Raw genomic sequence first — 15,840 nt, 5'->3', positions numbered from 1 at the left:
TGTCACTCCCGGTTCCCGGAGACGGTCTCGCGCATCGCCCGCAGGGATTCCTTCAGGGAGCCCATGGTGGCGAGGACGGCGGTGGGCTCGTAACCGCAGTGCGCCATGCAGTTGGCGCACCGCGGGTCCTTGCCGCGGCCGTACTTGTCCCAGTCGGTCTCCTCGATCAGTTCGCGGTACGTCGGCACGTACCCGTCGCTCATCAGGTAGCAGGGGCGCTGCCAGCCGAAGAGCGAGTAGTTCGGGATCGCCCACGCGGTGCACGGGAAGTCGACCTTGCCCTCCAGGAAGTCCAGGAAGAGCGGGGAGTGGTTGAGCCGCCACTTCTGGCGGTTGCCGCCCGAGAATGCCTTCTTGAACAGCTCGCGGGTCTGTTCCACCCCGAGGAAGTGCTCCTGGTCCGGGGCCTTCTCGTAGGCGTAGGCGGGCGAGATCATCATCTCGTCGACCTTGAGGTCGTCGTTGAGGAAGTTGAGCACCTCGATGATGGTCTGCGGGGTGTCGGTGTTGAAGAAGGTGGAGTTCGTGGTCACCCGGAAGCCGCGCCGCTTGGCCTCCTTGATGGCCTCCACCGCCTCGTCGAACACGCCTTCCTTCGCGACGGACTCGTCGTGCCGCTCGCGCAGCCCGTCGATGTGCACGGCGAAGGCGAAGTAGGGCGAGGGGGTGAACTTGTCCATCTTCTTGCGCATCAGCATGGCGTTGGTGCAGAGGAAGACGTACTTCCGTTTCGCCACCAGCTGACGCACGATCTCGTCGATCTGCGGGTGCATCAGCGGCTCGCCGCCGGCGATGGACACCATCGGCGCACCGGACTCCAGCACCGCGCCCACGGCCTGGGCCACCGGCATGCGCTGCTTGAGCACGCCGGCCGGGTGCTGGATCTTGCCGCAGCCCTCACATTTCAGATTGCAGGCGAAAAGCGGTTCCAGCTCGACAATGAGCGGGAACTTGTCCCGCTTGCGGAGCTTCTGTTCGGCCAGGTATGTAGCGACTTTGATGGACTGGCGCAACGGCATGGCCATCTGGCTCACCTCCGGGGGAGCGGCAAAGAACGGTGCCATTCGAAAAATGCGGGAAGGATGGAACGAAGGACGCGGAAGGCTGATATCCCTCCGCGCACCGTGCCGATCCGGACGAGTTCGTGTTCGGGAGCGTCCACGACCACCCGGACGGCGGCGACCGGCCGTTCGCCCGTGCGGACGGCGGCCAGCAGCGTGGCCGCCGACTCCATGTCGACGGCGATCGCGCCGGTGGCGAGCAGGCCGGACCGCTCGGAGCCCCGGACGACATGGTCGGAGCCGGTGAGCGGGCCGGTGTGGACGGTCCGTCCGGGCAGCAGGCGCCCCAGCTCCTTGACCAGGAGTTCGGTGCCCACGCAGGGGACGGTGCCGCCCGGGTCCCGGGTCTCCTCGGCGACGACCAGGTCGCCGGGGTGCATGCCGGGGGCGAGACCGGCACAGAAACCGGTGGCCAGCACGGCCGTGCCGGCCCGTGCCGTACCGGCCAGCAGCCGGGTGACGGAGCGTTCCGCCGCGCGGGGCCCCATGCCCGTGCGGAGGAAGGTGACCGGCCCGCCGGTGCCCGTCCGGCCGCTGCGCGCCACCGGCCCGCCCCTCGGCCGCGCGCCGCGGTCGCCGGTGCGCAGGGCGAGGTGCTCGATGCCGAGCGCGCAGGCGATCAGCAGCGGGGCCGGAGCGGGCTGGTGGCTCACATCAGTCCCTCTCGGCCTGCGCGGAGGCCTTGCGGGGCCGGGCGAGCAGCTTCCGCTCGAAGGGGTCGCCGTGCAGGTACCGGCCGAGCGCGGTGAGCGGGAACACCTGCCGGTACAGGTGGTAGTTGATGGAGAAGTCCCACGGGAAGCCGGTGCCGGTGAAGTACGGCTCGTCCCAGGTGCCGTCCTCCCGCTGGGTCTCGGCCAGCCACCGGATGCCGCGCTCGACGGCCGCGGAGTTCTTCTCGCCGGCCGCGAGCAGCGCCATCAGCGCCCACGCGGTCTGCGAGGCGGTGGAGGCGCCGCGGCCGCCCCACTCCTTGGCGTCCCGGTAGGAGCGCAGGTCCTCGCCCCAGCCGCCGTCGTCGTTCTGGACGCTCTCCAGCCAGCTCACGGCCCGCCGGATCGCCGGGTGGGAGCCGGGCAGCCCGGCCGCGGTGAGCGCGGGGACGACCGAGCCGGTGCCGTAGATGTAGTTGACGCCCCAGCGGCCGAACCACCCGCCGTCCGGCTCCTGTTCGGAAAGCAGCCAGTCGATGCCGCGCCGGGTGCGCGGGTCGTCGGCCAGGCCCTCGGCGGCGAGCATCTCCACGACGTGCGCGGTGACGTCCGCGGACGGCGGGTCGATGACCTCGCCGAAGTCGCAGAACGGCAGCCGGTTCGGGAACGGGCTGGTGTTGTCGGCGTCGAAGGCGCCCCAGGCGCCGTTCTTCGACTGCATGCCGAGGTTCCAGCGGACGGCCCGGCCGATCGCCCGGTCCACGCGCTCGGGGTCGTGGTGGCGGACCCGGCGCAGCGCGAGGGCGACCTCGGCGGTGTCGTCCATGTCCGGGTAGTTGTCGTTGTGGAACTCGAACGCCCAGCCGCCCGGCGGGAGTTCGGGCCGGCGTACGGCCCAGTCGCCGGGCCGGACGATCTCCTCGCCGAGCATCCAGTCGGCCGCCTTGACCAGTTGCGGGTGGTCCACCGGCAGACCGGCGTCCACCAGGGCGATGGTGGCCAGGCAGGTGTCCCACACCGGGGACTGGCACGCCTCGATCATCCGGGCGCCGTCCTCGCGCCAGACGGCGAACCGGTCCAGCGAGGCCAGACCCTCGCGCAGCACGGGGTGTTCGAGGTCGTAGCCGAGCAGGTGCAGGGCGATCACCGAGTACACGGCCGGGGGCTGGATGCCGCCCCAGCAGCCGTCGTTCTCCTGCCGCTCGATGATCCAGCGGGCCGCCGAGTTCAGCGCGGCCTTGCGCAGCCTGCGCACGGCGACCTTGCGGTAGCCGCGCACCACCTTGTCGAGCCGCTGGAAGACCCCGTCCCAGCTCGCCACCGGAGCGAGCGGCTGGGGCGGGTTGGGGTTGGCCGGGTCGGTGTGCAGCTCGTCCAGCGCGAACGGCGCCGGGCGCACCGGGCGTTTGGCGGACACGATGGTGAGCGGCACGATGGTCTGCCGGGCCCAGCACCCGAAGCTGTAGATGTTGAGCGGGAACCAGGTGGGGAAGTAGATCAGCTCCGGCGGGAGTTCGGGCAGGTCCTCCCACTTCCACCAGCCGAACAGGGCGAGCCAGATCCGGGTGAAGACCCGGGCGGCGGCGATGCCGCCGCGCTCGCGGATCCAGGCCGAGGCCCGCGCCATGTGCGGGTCGCCGGGCGCGTCGCCGGCCAGGCGCAGGGCGACGTACGCCTCGATGGTGGTGGACAGTTCGCCTGGGCCGCCGTAGAAGGTGGCCCAGGTGCCGTCCTCGCGCTGCTCGCCGCGGATGAACTGCGCGGCGGCCTGCGTGGTGCGCTCGTCCAGAATGCCCAGGAACTGGCGGAGCAGCAGGTCCTCGGCGTCCATGGTGACGTTGGTCTCCAGGTCGCCTTTCCACCATCCCTCGGCGTCCTGCCTGGCGAGCAGGAAATCGGTGGCGCGCCGGGCGGCGCGCGCGGCGGCTTCTTCTGCCCCGGTCGTCTCCGGGGTGGTGAGGGTGGCGTCGCTGGCCGCGGCAGCCCGGGACGGCAAGATGGCCCCGGTGCTTCCGTCGGTCGTCGCTGTCATGGCTTCCCCTTCGTGCAGTCGTGCGAGTCGTGCTGCTGTGGGTCCGCCGTCGGCCGGTGTCCTGAACCCTTGCGACACCGGCCGGCGACTACGCGAGGCTTATCCGGCCAATGGTGATCATCTCTTTCGTACGACGACGAAGTCGGCGAGCGCCGTGAACGCGTCCCGCACCCGGTCGGGCATGTCGACGGCGTCGAGGGCTTCGATGGCGATGGTGTGCTGACGGCGCGCTTCCCCGGCCGTCCACTCGCGGCCGCCGGCCTCCTCGATGAGGGCGGCTCGGGCCGCGAACTCCTCCTCGGAGAAGTTCGCGAAGTCACTGCTCTTGGCGTCGGCGGCGAGGATCTCGCCGAGCCGCTCGGAGGCGGGGCCGCCGGCCGCGAGGGCGGCGACGACCGGCAGGGACTTCTTGCGCTGGCGCAGGTCGCTCCAGGTCTGCTTGCCGGTGGCGTCCGGGTCGCCCCAGATGCCGAGCAGGTCGTCCACGGCCTGGAAGGCGAGGCCGAGGTGGTAGCCGTAGCGCTCCAGCGCGTCGGCGGTGGTGTCGTCGGCGCCGCCGAGGACCGCGCCGATGGAGGAGGCGCAGGCGAGCAGGGCGCCGGTCTTGTTGCCCTCCATCTCCAGGCACTCCTCGACGCTGACGCGGTCGCGGTGCTCGTAGGAGATGTCCTGGGCCTGGCCGTCGATCAGGGCGCGGGTGGCCGTGGTCAGCCGGCGGGTGGCGCGGCCGGCCTCGGCCGTGCCCAGCTCCAGCAGGACCTCGCCGGCCAGGGCGAACAGGGCGTCGCCGACCAGGATGGCCTGGGCGGGGCCGTGCACCTTCCAGACGGTGTCGCGGTGCCGGCGCTGCTCGTCGCCGTCCATCAGGTCGTCGTGCAGCAGCGAGAAGTTGTGCACGAGTTCGACGGCGACCGCGCCCGGGACGCCCGTCTCGGGCGCGGCGCCGGTGACCTCGGCGGACAGGACGGCGAGCGCCGGGCGGACCGCCTTGCCGCCGTCCCCGTCGGCGGGGTTGCCGGCGGCGTCGATCCAGCCGAAGTGGTAGGCGGCGACGGTGTCCATGGGCGGTGCCAGCCGGTCGACGGCCGCGCGCAGCACCGGTGTGGCCAGGGTCCTGCCGCGCTCCAGCAGCGCGGTCACGTCCACCGCGGGCCTCCGAACGGGCGTCGCGGCCGGGGGCACAGTGGGCACAGTCTCTCCTCTTGTTGCGGTTCCGGGGGTGCGGGGGCCTGCCGCCCGCCGATCGGGCATCAGGCCGCCTCCTCGAACTCGAAGAGGTGGCGGGGGCGGGGCCGGCCCAGGGCGCCGAGCGCGGCGTCGGCCGCGCTCACTCCGCTGCGGACCGCACTCTCCATGGTCGCGGGCCACCCGGTGGCGGTCCACGCTCCGGCCAGGTACAGGCCGGGGGCCTTGGTCCGGGCGCCGGGCCTGAGACGCCCGACGCCGGGAGCGGGCGCGAAGGTGGCCGTGCGCTCCCGGGTCACGAAGAAGTCCGTCACCTCGGCCGTGCGCGTCCCCGGGATCAGGCGCTCCAGCTCCGGCAGATAACGCTCGCGCAGGTCGGCCACCGGTGTGTCGATGTCGTCCCAAGCGGCCGACTGGGACAGCGCGAGGTACTGGCCCGTGCGCAGCCCGGAGGCCTCGGTGCGGTCGAAGACCCACTGCACCGGGGTGCCGAGGGCCGCGAAGAAGGGCCGCGCGAGCACCTTGCGGTCGTAGACGACGTGGACGTTGAGGATCGGCGCGGTGCCGATCTCCAGCAGCCGGCCGGGGGCGTCGAGGGCGCCGGGCGGCAGCAGGCCGTGCGCCTCGCGCTGGGGTACGGCGAGGACGACGGCGTCCGCCGAGAGCGTCTCGCCGGGAACTTCCACGCTCCACGCTCCGTTCTCGTTGCGGGAGACGGAGGTGACGCGTGTTCGGACCTCGGTGCGCACGCCCGCGGAGTCGAGCGCCTTGCGGGCCAGCCGGTCGTGCAGTTCGCCCAGCGGGACGCGGGCCCAGCCGATGTCGGCCGCGCCCGGGGCGGAGAGCAGACCGGTCTTGAACACCATCGCGGCGAGCCCCAGCGAGGCGTCGCCCGCGACCGCGTTGAGGGTGGCGACCCCGACCAGGTCCCACAGGGCCTCGACGGCGCGCGCCGACTGGCCGTGCGCCGCCAGCCAGCCGCCGAAGTCCTGGGCGTCCAGGCGCGGATCGGCGAGGTCGAGCCCCTTCAGCGCGAGCGCGGCACGCCCGACGGCGGCGCGCTCGGCGAGCGAGAGGTGCGGATAGGCGGCCAGGCCGCGTCCCAGGTGGAGGGGGACGGGCAGCGGGTCGCGGCGCAGCCTGCCGAGCCGTCGCCCCTCGGGCTTGGCGGCGTCCACGACGGGCACGTCCAGGCGGTCCTGCAGCGGTGCCAGCGCCGCGCCCTCGATCCGGTCGAGGAACCAGCGGTAGGCGGTGCAGCAGCGCAGGTAGACGTGCTGGCCGTTGTCGACGGTCAGTTCGCCCCGCTGGAAGGAGAAGGCGAGGCCGCCCAGCCGGGGCCTGCCTTCGAGCAGGGTGACGTGCACGCCGGCGTCGGCGAGGGCGAGCGCGGCGGTGGTCCCGGCGAGCCCGCCGCCGACCACGACGGCGCTGCGGCCCGCCGCCGGCGGGGTGCCGGGGTGCGCGGGTGCGGAGTGTGGTGAGCCGTCGCTCATCGTGCGTCCTTCCATGCGTGCCGGGCGTGCTGGTTGAACGGTGCACGCCCGGCTGTCGCAGTCAGGGACGCCACGCCGCAGTGGAGGGTTGCCTGCCGCATGCCGTCTGGTGCCGTGCGGTCCATCAAGCGCGCCTCCTGACGGAGCGCCGGGAGACGTGACGGGTGTCGAGGCCGGACAGGCCGCGCACGGCGACGTAGGCCTTCTCGTGTCCGGGCAGCGAGACGCGGCCGCGCAGTACGGCCTGCGGGTCGCGCTCGATGCGGTCCAGCAGCCGGCGGTAGATGCCGGCCATCGCGGCCACACAGGCGCCGCTGCGCCGGTCGAGCAGCGGCAGCAGCCGGTAGCCCTCGGCGAACAGGGCCCGGGCGCGCCGTACTTCGAAGTGGACGAGGCCGGCGAAGTCGGAGCCCTCGGGCGGGGTGGGGGCCTGGAACCCGGCGCCGCAGCCGAACTTGGCGAGGTCGTCGGCGGGCAGATAGGTGCGGCCGCCCACCGCGTCCTCGCGGACGTCGCGCAGGATGTTGGTGAGCTGGAGGGCGAGGCCGAGGGTGTCGGCGTACTCGGCGGCGCGCTCGGTGCCGCGCGCGCCCGGTTCGGTGCCGAACACGCCGAGCGAGAGGCGTCCGATGGCACCGGCGACACACCGGCAGTAGACCTTGAGGTCGTCCCAGGTCTCGTAGGTCTCGCCGCGTACGTCCATCTGGACGCCGTCGATCAGCTCGTCCAGGCCGCCGAGCGGGATCGGGAAGGCCCGGGCGGCATGGCTGAGGGCGACGGCCACCGGGTCGGTGTCGTCCTCCTCGACCCCGCCCTCGCGGATCCGGGCGAGCAGGGCCCGGGTGTCCTCCAGCCGGATCAGCTTGACCTCGTCGGCGAGCTGGCCGTCACCGATGTCGTCCACGCGCCGGGAGAACGCGTACAGCGCCGACATGGCGCGGCGCTTGGCCGCCGGCAGCAGCCGGATGCCGTACGCGAAGTTACGGGCCTGCTGCCCGGTGACGGCCTCGCAGTAGCTGTAGGCGGCGAGTACCGGTGCGGACACGTGCGGCGCGGACTCCACGGTCCGGATCACCCCTCTCCTCGCAGGATCACGCCCGCCTCGCGCAGCAACTGGACCTTGCCGGGTCGGGGCGGGCCGGGAAGTACGTCGTATTCGGCGGCGGCGATCGCTGCGACCGCCGCCCTTCCCCCCGCCACGAACCCCGCGAGCAGCAGCTTGAGCCTGCCGTGGACGCTACCCACCAGGGGGGCGCCTTCATTCAGCAGGCCGCGGGCGCGTTGTGCTTCGTATGCAACCAGGGCGCGCACCGATGCGCCCGCGCTTTTCACGCCAAGATCGGCTTCCTGGACGTGGAAGCGGCGCATGTCCTCGGCGGGGAGGTAGATCCGGTCGCGGCCGAGGTCCTCGGCGACGTCCTGGAGGTGCTCGACGATCTGCAGGGCGGTGCAGACCGCGTCGGACAGCCGGATCCGTTCGGGGGTGGCGGTGCCGGTGACGGCCAGGACGAGGCGGCCGACGGGGTTGGCGGACAGCTCGCAGTAGGCGAGCAGGTCGTCGTAGGTCTCGTACCGGGTGACGAGCTGGTCCTGGCGGTTGGCGGCGATCAGTCCGAGGAACGGCTCGGGGGTGAGGGCGCGGCGGCGGACCGTGGGCTGCAGGCGGCGCAGCAGCGGGTGGCGCGGGGTGCCGTCGAAGACGCGGCGCAGGTCGGCCTCGAAGGCGTCGAGGAGGAGCAGCCGGTCCGCGGCCTCGGCGGGGGCCACGCCGAGCAGGCGGGCGTCGGCTCCGCCGGGGGCGAGGTCGCCGTCGCCGATGTCGTCCACGAGGCGGGCGAAGCCGTAGACCGCCATGAGGTCCTCGCGCCAGGCGCGCGGCAGGAAGAAGGGGGCCACGGGGAAGTTCTCGCGCGCGGCCTTGTCCAGCGTGGCGCGTTCCGGGGCGGGCGCCGTGGGGGCGGCCGTCATCGGGCGCTGCCCGGGGCGAGGACGGCACACGCTCCGCCGAGCCGGGGAGTTTCCGTAGCCATTGCCGTCACATCTCCCGTTCTACACTGCCGACCCAAAACACACTATTTCGGACACGCCGCCCCGCAATGCACGGGGCCCGTGAAGGAAGGCGCGCATTATCGCCCCACTTGCCGGTTTCCGGCGCCGGTACAGCTTACGTTGTACAACGTCGCGCCGACCGCCGGGGTCTCCCGCACATCACAACAACACACCGATTGGCTCCAAGATTCCTAACACGGTGCGGAGTTGACGTTTCCTTTGCAGATGCCAGGACCCCGCCGGAAGAATTCCGGCGGGGCCCTGGCCGAAACGGGTTACTTGCCCGTGAACTTCTCGTACTCCTTCAGGACCTCGTCGGTGGGTCCGTCCATCCGCAGTTCACCGCGCTCCAGCCAGAGCACGCGGTTGCAGGTGTCGCGGATCGACTTGTTGTTGTGACTGACCAGAAAGACCGTTCCGGCCTCTTTGCGCAGTTCCCGGATGCGCTCCTCGGAGCGCTTCTGGAACTTGCGGTCACCGGTGGCCAGCGCCTCGTCGATCATCAGGACGTCGTGGTCCTTGGCGGCGGCGATGGAGAAACGCAGCCGGGCCGCCATACCGGAGGAGTAGGTGCGCATCGGCAGCGTGATGAAGTCGCCCTTCTCGTTGATACCCGAGAAGTCCACGATGTCCTGGTAGCGCTCCTTGATCTCCTCCCGGGACATGCCCATGGCGAGACCGCCGAGAATGATGTTCCGCTCACCCGTCAGGTCGTTCATCAGGGCCGCGTTGACGCCCAGCAGGGACGGCTGGCCGTCGGTGTAGACCCTGCCCTTCTCCGCGGGCAGCAGGCCGGCGATCGCGCGCAGCAGGGTGGACTTGCCGGAGCCGTTGGAGCCGATCAGGCCGACGGCCTCGCCGCGGTAGGCGACGAAGGACACGCCGCGCACGGCGTGCACCTTGCGCACGCCCCGTTCCTCGCCGCCGCCGCGCCTAAGGATCCGGCTCAGGGCCGCCGTCGCGCTGCCCTTGCCGGTCTTGGCGCCGTTGACCCGGTAGACGATGTGCAGGTCGTCCGCGATGACCGTCGGACGCGGGTCCTGGGTGTGCTGTTCAGCCACGGCCGTACCGCTCCTCCGCCTTCCAGAAGTACACGAAGCCGCCGGCGAAGACCGCCACGGCCCAGAACAGGGCGATGGCCCACACGTGCGGCGGCAGGTTCTCGGCGCCGTAGCCGTCGATCAGCGCGAAGCGCATCAGGTCCATGTAGACCGCGGCCGGGTTGACCTGGAGCAGCCGGACGATCCACTCCGAGCGGCCCTGCAGCATCTGGTGGATGGAGAACATGACACCGGAGGTGTACATCCAGGTCCGCAGCAGGAACGGCATGAGCTGCGCGAGGTCCGGCGTCTTGGCGCCCATCCGGGCCACGATCAGCGCGAGCCCGGTGTTGAACAGGAACTGCAGCACCAGCACCGGCACGATCAGCAGCCAGGACGGGCCCGGGTAGCTGCCGAAACCGATCGCCACGACGAACAGCACCAGCATCGAGAACAGCAGCTGCTGGAGCTGCTGGAGCGAGAAGGAGACCGGCAGCGAGGCGCGCGGGAAGTGCAGGGCGCGCACCAGGCCGAGGTTGCCGGAGATGGCCCGGACGCCCGACATCACCGAACTCTGCGTGAAGGTGAACACAAACACGCCCGTGACCAGGAACGGGATGTACACGTCCCGCGACATGCCGCGGCTGGCGTGCAGGATCAGCCCGAAGATGAAGAAGTACACGGCCGCGTTCAGCAGCGGCGTGGCCACCTGCCAGAGCTGGCCCAGCTTGGCCTGGCTGTACTGGGCGGTCAGCTTGGCCTGGGAGAAGGCCAGGATGAAGTGGCGCCGGCCCCACAGCTGCCGGATGTACTCCACGAGCGAGGGCCGGGCGCCGCTCACGGAGAGCCCGTACTTGGCGGCCAGCTCGGCCGCCGTCAGTCCCGCGTCGGGCGACGGGGCCGCGGTCACCGTGACCGTGCCGTCGTGCGTGGTCTCACTCACAGGGGGGAAACTTTCGTCTTCGGGTTCGCGTGCGGGTTCGTCGTCGGGAGCCTCCGCGCGCGGCGGCGTCCGTCAGGGACGAGCTTGTCAGATGACCGGCGGACGGCCCAGCCGGGTGAGCCGCCACACCGTACGCCAGCGCATGGGGCGGCGGGGACCGCACGGCGTGGTCCAGCCCTCCCGGAAGCCGCCGAACCAGGCCCGCAGGGCCGGCCGCGAGGGGCGGCGCGCCAGCGTGAGCAGCAGCCAGACCCCGAGGTAGACCGGGACCAGGAGGGCGGGGAGGTTGCGGCGGGCGAGCCAGACCCGGTTGCGGGCGACCATGCGGTGGTAGACCGCGTGCCGCGAGGGCGCGGTCGTCGGGTGGTACAGCACCATGTCGGACCGGTAGTCGATCATCCAGCCCGCGTCGAGGGCCCGCCAGGCCAGGTCGGTCTCCTCGTGCGCGTAGAAGAACGCGTCCGGGAGCCCGCCGACCTCCGCGAAGACCCGGGTGCGGACGGCGTTGGCGCCGCCGAGGAAGGTGGTGACCCGGGAGGAGCGCATCGGGTCCGAGGCGCGCAGCCGGGGCACGTGCCGGCGCTGGGTCTCGCCGGTGACGGGGTCGGCGATGCGGAAGCTGATGATGCCGAGCCGGGGGTCCGCGGCGAACGCCTGGCGGCACAGTTCGGCGGTGTCCTGGCGGGCGAGCAGGCCGTCGTCGTCCAGGAAGAGCAATATGTCGACATCGCGGCCGCCGGGTCCGAACGCCTCTATGCCGACGTTGCGCCCGCCCGGGATGCCCAGGTTCTCGGGCAGCTCTATGGTGCGCACGCCCTCGGGCACGTCCGGGACGGGCGAGCCGTTGCCGACGACGACCACCTCGACCGGGTCGCCGTCCTGCCGGGCGACGGAGTCGAGCAGGGCCCGCAGCTCCTCGGGCCGGTTGCCCATGGTGATGACGACGGCGCCGACCTTCATGCCCGCGCTCACTTCAGCCTGCTGGAGGCGAGGATGGACACCAGGTGCAGCAGCGTCTGGAGCAGGGCGATGCCGGCGAGCACGGCCGTGCCGAGGCGGGTGAAGAACAGGTCACCGCGGACCTGGTCCACGATCGCGAGGACGACGATGAGCAGCGCGGCCTCGATGCCGAGGATCAGCCGGTGGAACTTCAGGGCGGCGGCGGCCCGCCGGGCCAGCGCCATGCCGGAGGAGCGCGGCTCCGCGGCGGACTCCTGCACCGGGGGCTTGCCGGTCTGGTGCCGGGCGACGCCGACCAGGTCGGTCTCGGCCTTGATCAGGATGGCGCCGAGCGCGGCGAGCGTGCCGAGGAACGCCCACAGCCAGTCGATGCGGCCGGTGCCGAACAGGTCGGCGGCGCGCAGGCCGAGACCGACCAGCACGGCCGCGTCGGTGAGGTAGGCGCCGACGCGGTCCAGGTAGACCCCGCCGAGCGAGTACTGCTGCTTCCAGCGGGCGATCTCGCCGTCGACGCAGTCCAGCAGCAGGTAGAGCTGGGTGGCGACCACGCCGAGCACGGCGCCCGTGATCCCCGGCACCAGCAGGGCCGGGGCCGCGAGCACACCGCAGACGGTCATCAGGTACGTGAGCTGGTTGGGCGTGACCCTGGTGTTGACCAGGTAGCGGTCGACGCGCAGGGACACCTCGCGCATGTAGAGGCGTCCCGCCCAGTGCTCACCGCTGCGCCGGTCCTTCACCCCCGCGGGGTGGACGACCGGACGGAGTTCAGCTACCGATGGCCTTGACATAGTCGGCGTAGTTGTCCTTGATCTGGTTCGTCTTGAGGTCGAGGTGTTCGAGGATCGTGTAGCGGCCGGGCCGGGTCTCCGGGGCGAACTCCACCGCGCGGACGAACTCGTCCGCCGTGAAGCCGATCTCCTCGGCGAGCACCGGGAGCCCGTGCCGGCGCAGCACCCCGGCCATGTACGCCGACTCCTCGTGGGCGCCGCGCAGGTACATCGCGAAGGCGGCGCCGAGGCCGCACTGCTCGCCGTGGGCGGCGGCACGCTGGGGGTAGAGCAGGTCGAAGGCGTGGTTGATCTCGTGGCAGGCGCCGGAGGACGGCCGGGAGTCGCCCGACACGGACATGGCGATGCCGGTGAGGACCAGCGCCTCGGCCAGGACCTGGAGGAAGGTGTCGTCGCCGACTCCGCCGGGGTGGCGCAGCACCGCCTCGCCGGCCTGCCGGGCCATGGCGGCGGCCAGGCCGTCGATCTTCTCGCCGTTGACCCGGGCCGCCAGCTCCCAGTCCGCCACGGCGGAGATGTTGGAGATGGCGTCGCCGATGCCGGAGCGGACGTACCGGACGGGTGCCTCGCGGATCACGTCCAGGTCGATGATGACGGCGATCGGGTTGGGCACGCCGTACGAGCCGCGGCCCGCGTCGTTGTCCAGGGTGGCGACCGGCGAGCACAGGCCGTCGTGGGCGAGGTTGGTGGCGACGGCGACCAGCGGCAGGCCGACCCGGGCCGCCGCGAACTTGGCGCAGTCGATGATCTTCCCGCCGCCGAGGCCGACGACCGCGTCGTAGTGGCCGGCCTTGATGTCGCCGGCCAGCCGCACCGCGTCGTCGATGGTGCCGCCGCCGACCTCGTACCAGCTCGCGCCGGGCAGCGAGGGCGCGATCCGGTCGCGCAGCCGGGCACCGGAGCCGCCGCTGACGGCGATGGCGAGCCGTCCCGACTGGGAGATGCGCTCGTCGGCGAGGACGCAGGCCAGGTCGTCCAGGGCACCCGGGCGGATGTCCACGACGACCGGCGAGGGGATCAGCCGGGTCAGTACTGGCACGCGATCTCCCGTCCACGGGCGAGATCGTCGTGGTTGTCGATCTCGACCCACTCGACCTCGCCGATCGGCGCCACGTCGATGCGGAAGCCCCGGTTCACCAGTTCCTGGTAGCCGTGCTCGTAGAACTGCTGCGGGTCGCTCTGCCAGACCGTCTTCAGCGCGTCGGCCAGGGCCGGCGCGGCGTCGCCCTCGATCAGGGTGACGCCGATGTACTCGCCGGTGGCCTCGGCCGGGTCCATCAGCTTGGTGATCCGCGTCATGCCCTTGCCGGGGTCGACGACGACCTTCATCTCCTCGTCGGCCAGGCTCTTCACCGTGTCCAGCGCGAGGATGATCTTCTTCCCGTCGCCGCGGGCGGCGAGCAGGGTCTTCTCGACGGAGACCGGGTGCACGGTGTCGCCGTTGGCGAGGATCACGCCGTCCTTGAGGGCGTCACGGCCGCACCACAGGGAGTAGGCGTTGTTCCACTCCTCGGCCTTGTCGTTGTCGATCAGGGTGAGCTTCAGGCCGTACGTCCGCTCCAGGGCCGCCTTGCGCTCGTACACGGCCTCCTTGCGGTAGCCGACGATGACCGCGGCCTCGGTCAGCCCGATCTCGGCGAAGTTGCCGAGGGTCAGGTCCAGGACCGTGGGTTCGCCCTCTATGCCCGCGGGCCCCACCGGCACCAGCGCCTTGGGCAGGGTGTCGGTGTAGGGGCGCAGACGCCGTCCGGCGCCGGCCGCCAGCACGAGGCCGATCATGCGGGTTCTCCTTCGTCGTGTACGGCGGGCGCCCCAGCGGACACCCAGAAGCGGATGCTCTCGACGAGCACCACCAGGGCGACGGCCACGGCGAGGACCGTGAGCGCGGCCTTGAACTGCGCGGCGGTGAGCACCGCGGCGAGGACGGTGACGAGCAGCGTCCGCCCCTCCTGCCCCCCGATGGCGCGCACCAGCCAGGCCGGGGGCGCTCCGGCGTCGCCGCGGATGCGGTACACCGTGTCGTAGTGATGGTAGGCGACGGCCGCCACCAGCCCGAAAGCCGCGGGCAGCGCTCCGTTCACCCCCGCTCGGGCCGCGAGGGCGAGGACGGTGCCGTACTCGGCGGCCCGCAGGACGGGCGGGACCAGCCAGTCGAGGGCGCCCTTGAGCGGGCGGGCGACGGCGAGGCCCGAGGTCAGGACGTAGACGAGGGCGCCGGCCACCGGGAGCGGCCCGCCGGGGGCGGCGAGGGCCGAGCAGGCCACGACCGCGGCGCCGCCCAGCAGGGCCACGGCGGGCACGGCGAGGCCGGGCAGGCCGCGCCGGAACACCCGCCCGACGGCCCGCGCCAGCGGCCCGGAGTCGGCGAGGTCGGCGAGCGCCCGCGCGGCCCGGTCGGTGCGCCGGGCCCGGCGGGTCACCGAGCGCAGCACCCGGCCCGCGGTGGTGTAGGCCGCGGCGAAGGCGCAGCCGACCAGCAGGACGTAGAAGGTGATCCGCGGGGTGGTGGCCGCGGTGAGGACCGCGATCATCGCCCAGCGCTCGCCGATCGGCAGCACGATCATGCGGCGCAGCCAGACCGTCCAGCCGACGCTGTCCAGCTTGTCGGAGAGGGCGGCGGTGGGGCTGGTGTTGGCGGTGGCGTCGTGGTTGGCCTCGTTGAAGGAGAAGTCGACCACGTGCCGGCAGGTCTGCAGGACCATCGCGCCGAGGGCCAGCGCCCACACGTCGTCGCCGCCGCGGGCCGCGCCGAGGGCGAGGCCCGCGTAGTAGGCGTACTCCTTGGCCCGGTCGAAGGTGGCGTCGAGCCAGGCGCCGAGGGTGGAGTACTTCAGCGCGTAGCGGGCGAGCTGGCCGTCGGTGCAGTCCAGCACGAAGGAGGCGATCAGCAGCACGCCGGCCGCGACGAACCCGGCGCGGGTGCCGGTCGCCGCGCAGCCGGCCGCGATGAGCGCGGTGAGCAGCGAGGCCGTGGTGACCTGGTTCGGGGTCAGGCCGCGGCGGGCGCACCAGCGGGCGAGGTAGCGCGAGTAGGGGCTGATGAAGAAGGTGGTGAAGAAGCCGTCGCGGGACTTCACGGCCGACCGCAGGCGCACGGCCTCGTCGTCGACGGCGGCGACGGCCCGCCGGGCCTCGTCCAGGGCCGCCCGGTCGGCGGGCACGGTGGCGACCAGGCTGCCCAGCTCCGGCCGGTGCACCGCGTCGCCGCCGGCGTCCAGCGCGGTGGCGACGCGGTCGGCGAGGCTGTCCACGGCCAGCGCGGGGGCGCCGCCTGCGCCGCGCGCGGCGGCCGGGCCGCCGTCCGCGGCCAGGGCCCGGGTGAGCGCCTGCCGGGCGGCGGGCTGGGCGGTGACGGCGCCGGGTACGGCGGCGAGCGGGAAGCGCGGGTCGGTCAGGCCCAGGCGCAGCGCGTGCGGGTGGCCGACGAACCGGGCGTCGACCAGGGCCACGCGCCGGTCGGCCGGCACGGCCGCGAGCAGGCTCTCCGCCGCACCGGCGTCGGCGGCCACGCGCACATCGAAGCCGAGGGACCGCAGATCGTGCTCCAGTGACGATCCGGGGACCGGCTGACCGGTGACGATGGCGGTCGACAACCGAACTCACTCCCTGGGTGCCGGCGCGCGGGCGCCGGTC

The 15,840-nt window shown here is 72.5% G+C and carries 15 protein-coding genes; all 15 read right to left on the bottom strand.

The features are described from left to right. Positions 1-2: 2 nt before the first annotated feature. Entirely contained in the window at positions 3-1,025 is a 1,023-nt protein-coding gene (gene hpnH, locus ACH4OA_RS31245; protein ID WP_365882277.1) for an adenosyl-hopene transferase HpnH, read from the bottom strand. A 5-nt stretch (positions 1,026-1,030) separates the two neighbouring features. Next, entirely contained in the window at positions 1,031-1,714 is a 684-nt protein-coding gene (locus ACH4OA_RS31240; protein WP_397935546.1) for a 1-hydroxy-2-methyl-2-butenyl 4-diphosphate reductase, read from the bottom strand. A gap of 1 nt (position 1,715) precedes the next feature. Then, positions 1,716-3,746 carry a squalene--hopene cyclase gene (shc, locus tag ACH4OA_RS31235; RefSeq protein WP_397972667.1) on the bottom strand — a complete coding sequence of 677 codons (2,031 nt, stop codon included), beginning with the start codon at positions 3,744-3,746 and terminating at the stop codon, positions 1,716-1,718. Between the two features lie 117 nt (positions 3,747-3,863). Further along, positions 3,864-4,928, bottom strand: coding sequence for a polyprenyl synthetase family protein (locus tag ACH4OA_RS31230; protein WP_397935661.1), 1,065 nt, complete (start codon positions 4,926-4,928; stop codon positions 3,864-3,866). 68 nt (positions 4,929-4,996) lie between these two features. Beyond that, on the bottom strand, positions 4,997-6,427 hold the full coding sequence (gene hpnE / locus ACH4OA_RS31225) for a hydroxysqualene dehydroxylase HpnE (RefSeq protein ID WP_397935548.1): 1,431 nt from the start codon (positions 6,425-6,427) through the stop codon (positions 4,997-4,999). Further along, entirely contained in the window at positions 6,424-6,528 is a 105-nt protein-coding gene (locus ACH4OA_RS31220) for a DUF6380 family protein (RefSeq protein WP_365884016.1), read from the bottom strand. Before ACH4OA_RS31220 ends, hpnE begins: the two co-directional genes overlap by 4 nt. Positions 6,529-6,551: 23 nt before the next feature. Continuing rightward, on the bottom strand, positions 6,552-7,502 hold the full coding sequence (hpnD, locus tag ACH4OA_RS31215) for a presqualene diphosphate synthase HpnD (protein WP_397935550.1): 951 nt from the start codon (positions 7,500-7,502) through the stop codon (positions 6,552-6,554). Continuing rightward, positions 7,499-8,395, bottom strand: a complete 897-nt coding sequence (gene hpnC / locus ACH4OA_RS31210; RefSeq protein WP_397972664.1) for a squalene synthase HpnC — start codon at positions 8,393-8,395, stop codon at positions 7,499-7,501. Before hpnC ends, hpnD begins: the two co-directional genes overlap by 4 nt. A 356-nt stretch (positions 8,396-8,751) precedes the next feature. After that, positions 8,752-9,537: an ABC transporter ATP-binding protein gene (locus ACH4OA_RS31205; RefSeq protein WP_397935554.1), complete on the bottom strand. Its 786-nt coding sequence runs from the start codon at positions 9,535-9,537 to the stop codon at positions 8,752-8,754. Beyond that, positions 9,530-10,459 (bottom strand): ABC transporter permease, encoded by a 930-nt coding sequence (locus tag ACH4OA_RS31200; protein ID WP_365882839.1) that lies wholly within the window; start codon positions 10,457-10,459, stop codon positions 9,530-9,532. The genes ACH4OA_RS31205 and ACH4OA_RS31200 overlap by 8 nt, the downstream gene beginning before the upstream one ends. An 87-nt stretch (positions 10,460-10,546) precedes the next feature. Beyond that, positions 10,547-11,419: a glycosyltransferase family 2 protein gene (locus ACH4OA_RS31195; protein WP_397935555.1), complete on the bottom strand. Its 873-nt coding sequence runs from the start codon at positions 11,417-11,419 to the stop codon at positions 10,547-10,549. Positions 11,420-11,427: 8 nt separating this feature from the next. Next, the gene (locus ACH4OA_RS31190) at positions 11,428-12,207 is read right to left on the bottom strand and encodes a CDP-alcohol phosphatidyltransferase family protein (protein WP_365882837.1); all 780 of its coding nucleotides are present in this window, start codon (positions 12,205-12,207) and stop codon (positions 11,428-11,430) included. Continuing rightward, positions 12,185-13,246 (bottom strand): iron-containing alcohol dehydrogenase family protein, encoded by a 1,062-nt coding sequence (locus ACH4OA_RS31185; RefSeq protein WP_397935556.1) that lies wholly within the window; start codon positions 13,244-13,246, stop codon positions 12,185-12,187. Before ACH4OA_RS31185 ends, ACH4OA_RS31190 begins: the two co-directional genes overlap by 23 nt. Further along, positions 13,234-13,986 carry a sugar phosphate nucleotidyltransferase gene (locus ACH4OA_RS31180; RefSeq protein WP_397935557.1) on the bottom strand — a complete coding sequence of 251 codons (753 nt, stop codon included), beginning with the start codon at positions 13,984-13,986 and terminating at the stop codon, positions 13,234-13,236. The genes ACH4OA_RS31185 and ACH4OA_RS31180 overlap by 13 nt, the downstream gene beginning before the upstream one ends. Further along, entirely contained in the window at positions 13,983-15,800 is a 1,818-nt protein-coding gene (locus ACH4OA_RS31175) for a DUF5941 domain-containing protein (RefSeq protein ID WP_397935558.1), read from the bottom strand. Before ACH4OA_RS31175 ends, ACH4OA_RS31180 begins: the two co-directional genes overlap by 4 nt. Positions 15,801-15,840: the final 40 nt, after the last annotated feature.

Origin of the sequence: Streptomyces sp. NPDC017095 (genome assembly GCF_044332325.1) — a bacterium.
Taxonomy (GTDB): Bacteria; Actinomycetota; Actinomycetes; order Streptomycetales; family Streptomycetaceae; genus Streptomyces.
Note: the sequence above shows the minus strand (reverse complement) of the source record. Positions and strands in the feature narration are given on the sequence as shown.

Bases quoted from the DNA above. Each gene is read 5' to 3' on its own strand.
- ACH4OA_RS31190 (WP_365882837.1), bottom strand. From the start codon at position 12,207: ATGTCAAGGCCATCGGTAGCTGAACTCCGTCCGGTCGTCCACCCCGCG.
- ACH4OA_RS31195 (WP_397935555.1), bottom strand. From the start codon at position 11,419: ATGAAGGTCGGCGCCGTCGTCATCACCATGGGCAACCGGCCCGAGGAG.
- hpnC (WP_397972664.1), bottom strand. From the start codon at position 8,395: ATGACGGCCGCCCCCACGGCGCCCGCCCCGGAACGCGCCACGCTGGAC.
- shc (WP_397972667.1), bottom strand. From the start codon at position 3,746: ATGACAGCGACGACCGACGGAAGCACCGGGGCCATCTTGCCGTCCCGG.
- ACH4OA_RS31220 (WP_365884016.1), bottom strand. From the start codon at position 6,528: ATGCGGCAGGCAACCCTCCACTGCGGCGTGGCGTCCCTGACTGCGACA.
- hpnH (WP_365882277.1), bottom strand. From the start codon at position 1,025: ATGGCCATGCCGTTGCGCCAGTCCATCAAAGTCGCTACATACCTGGCC.
- hpnE (WP_397935548.1), bottom strand. From the start codon at position 6,427: ATGAGCGACGGCTCACCACACTCCGCACCCGCGCACCCCGGCACCCCG.
- ACH4OA_RS31180 (WP_397935557.1), bottom strand. From the start codon at position 13,986: ATGATCGGCCTCGTGCTGGCGGCCGGCGCCGGACGGCGTCTGCGCCCC.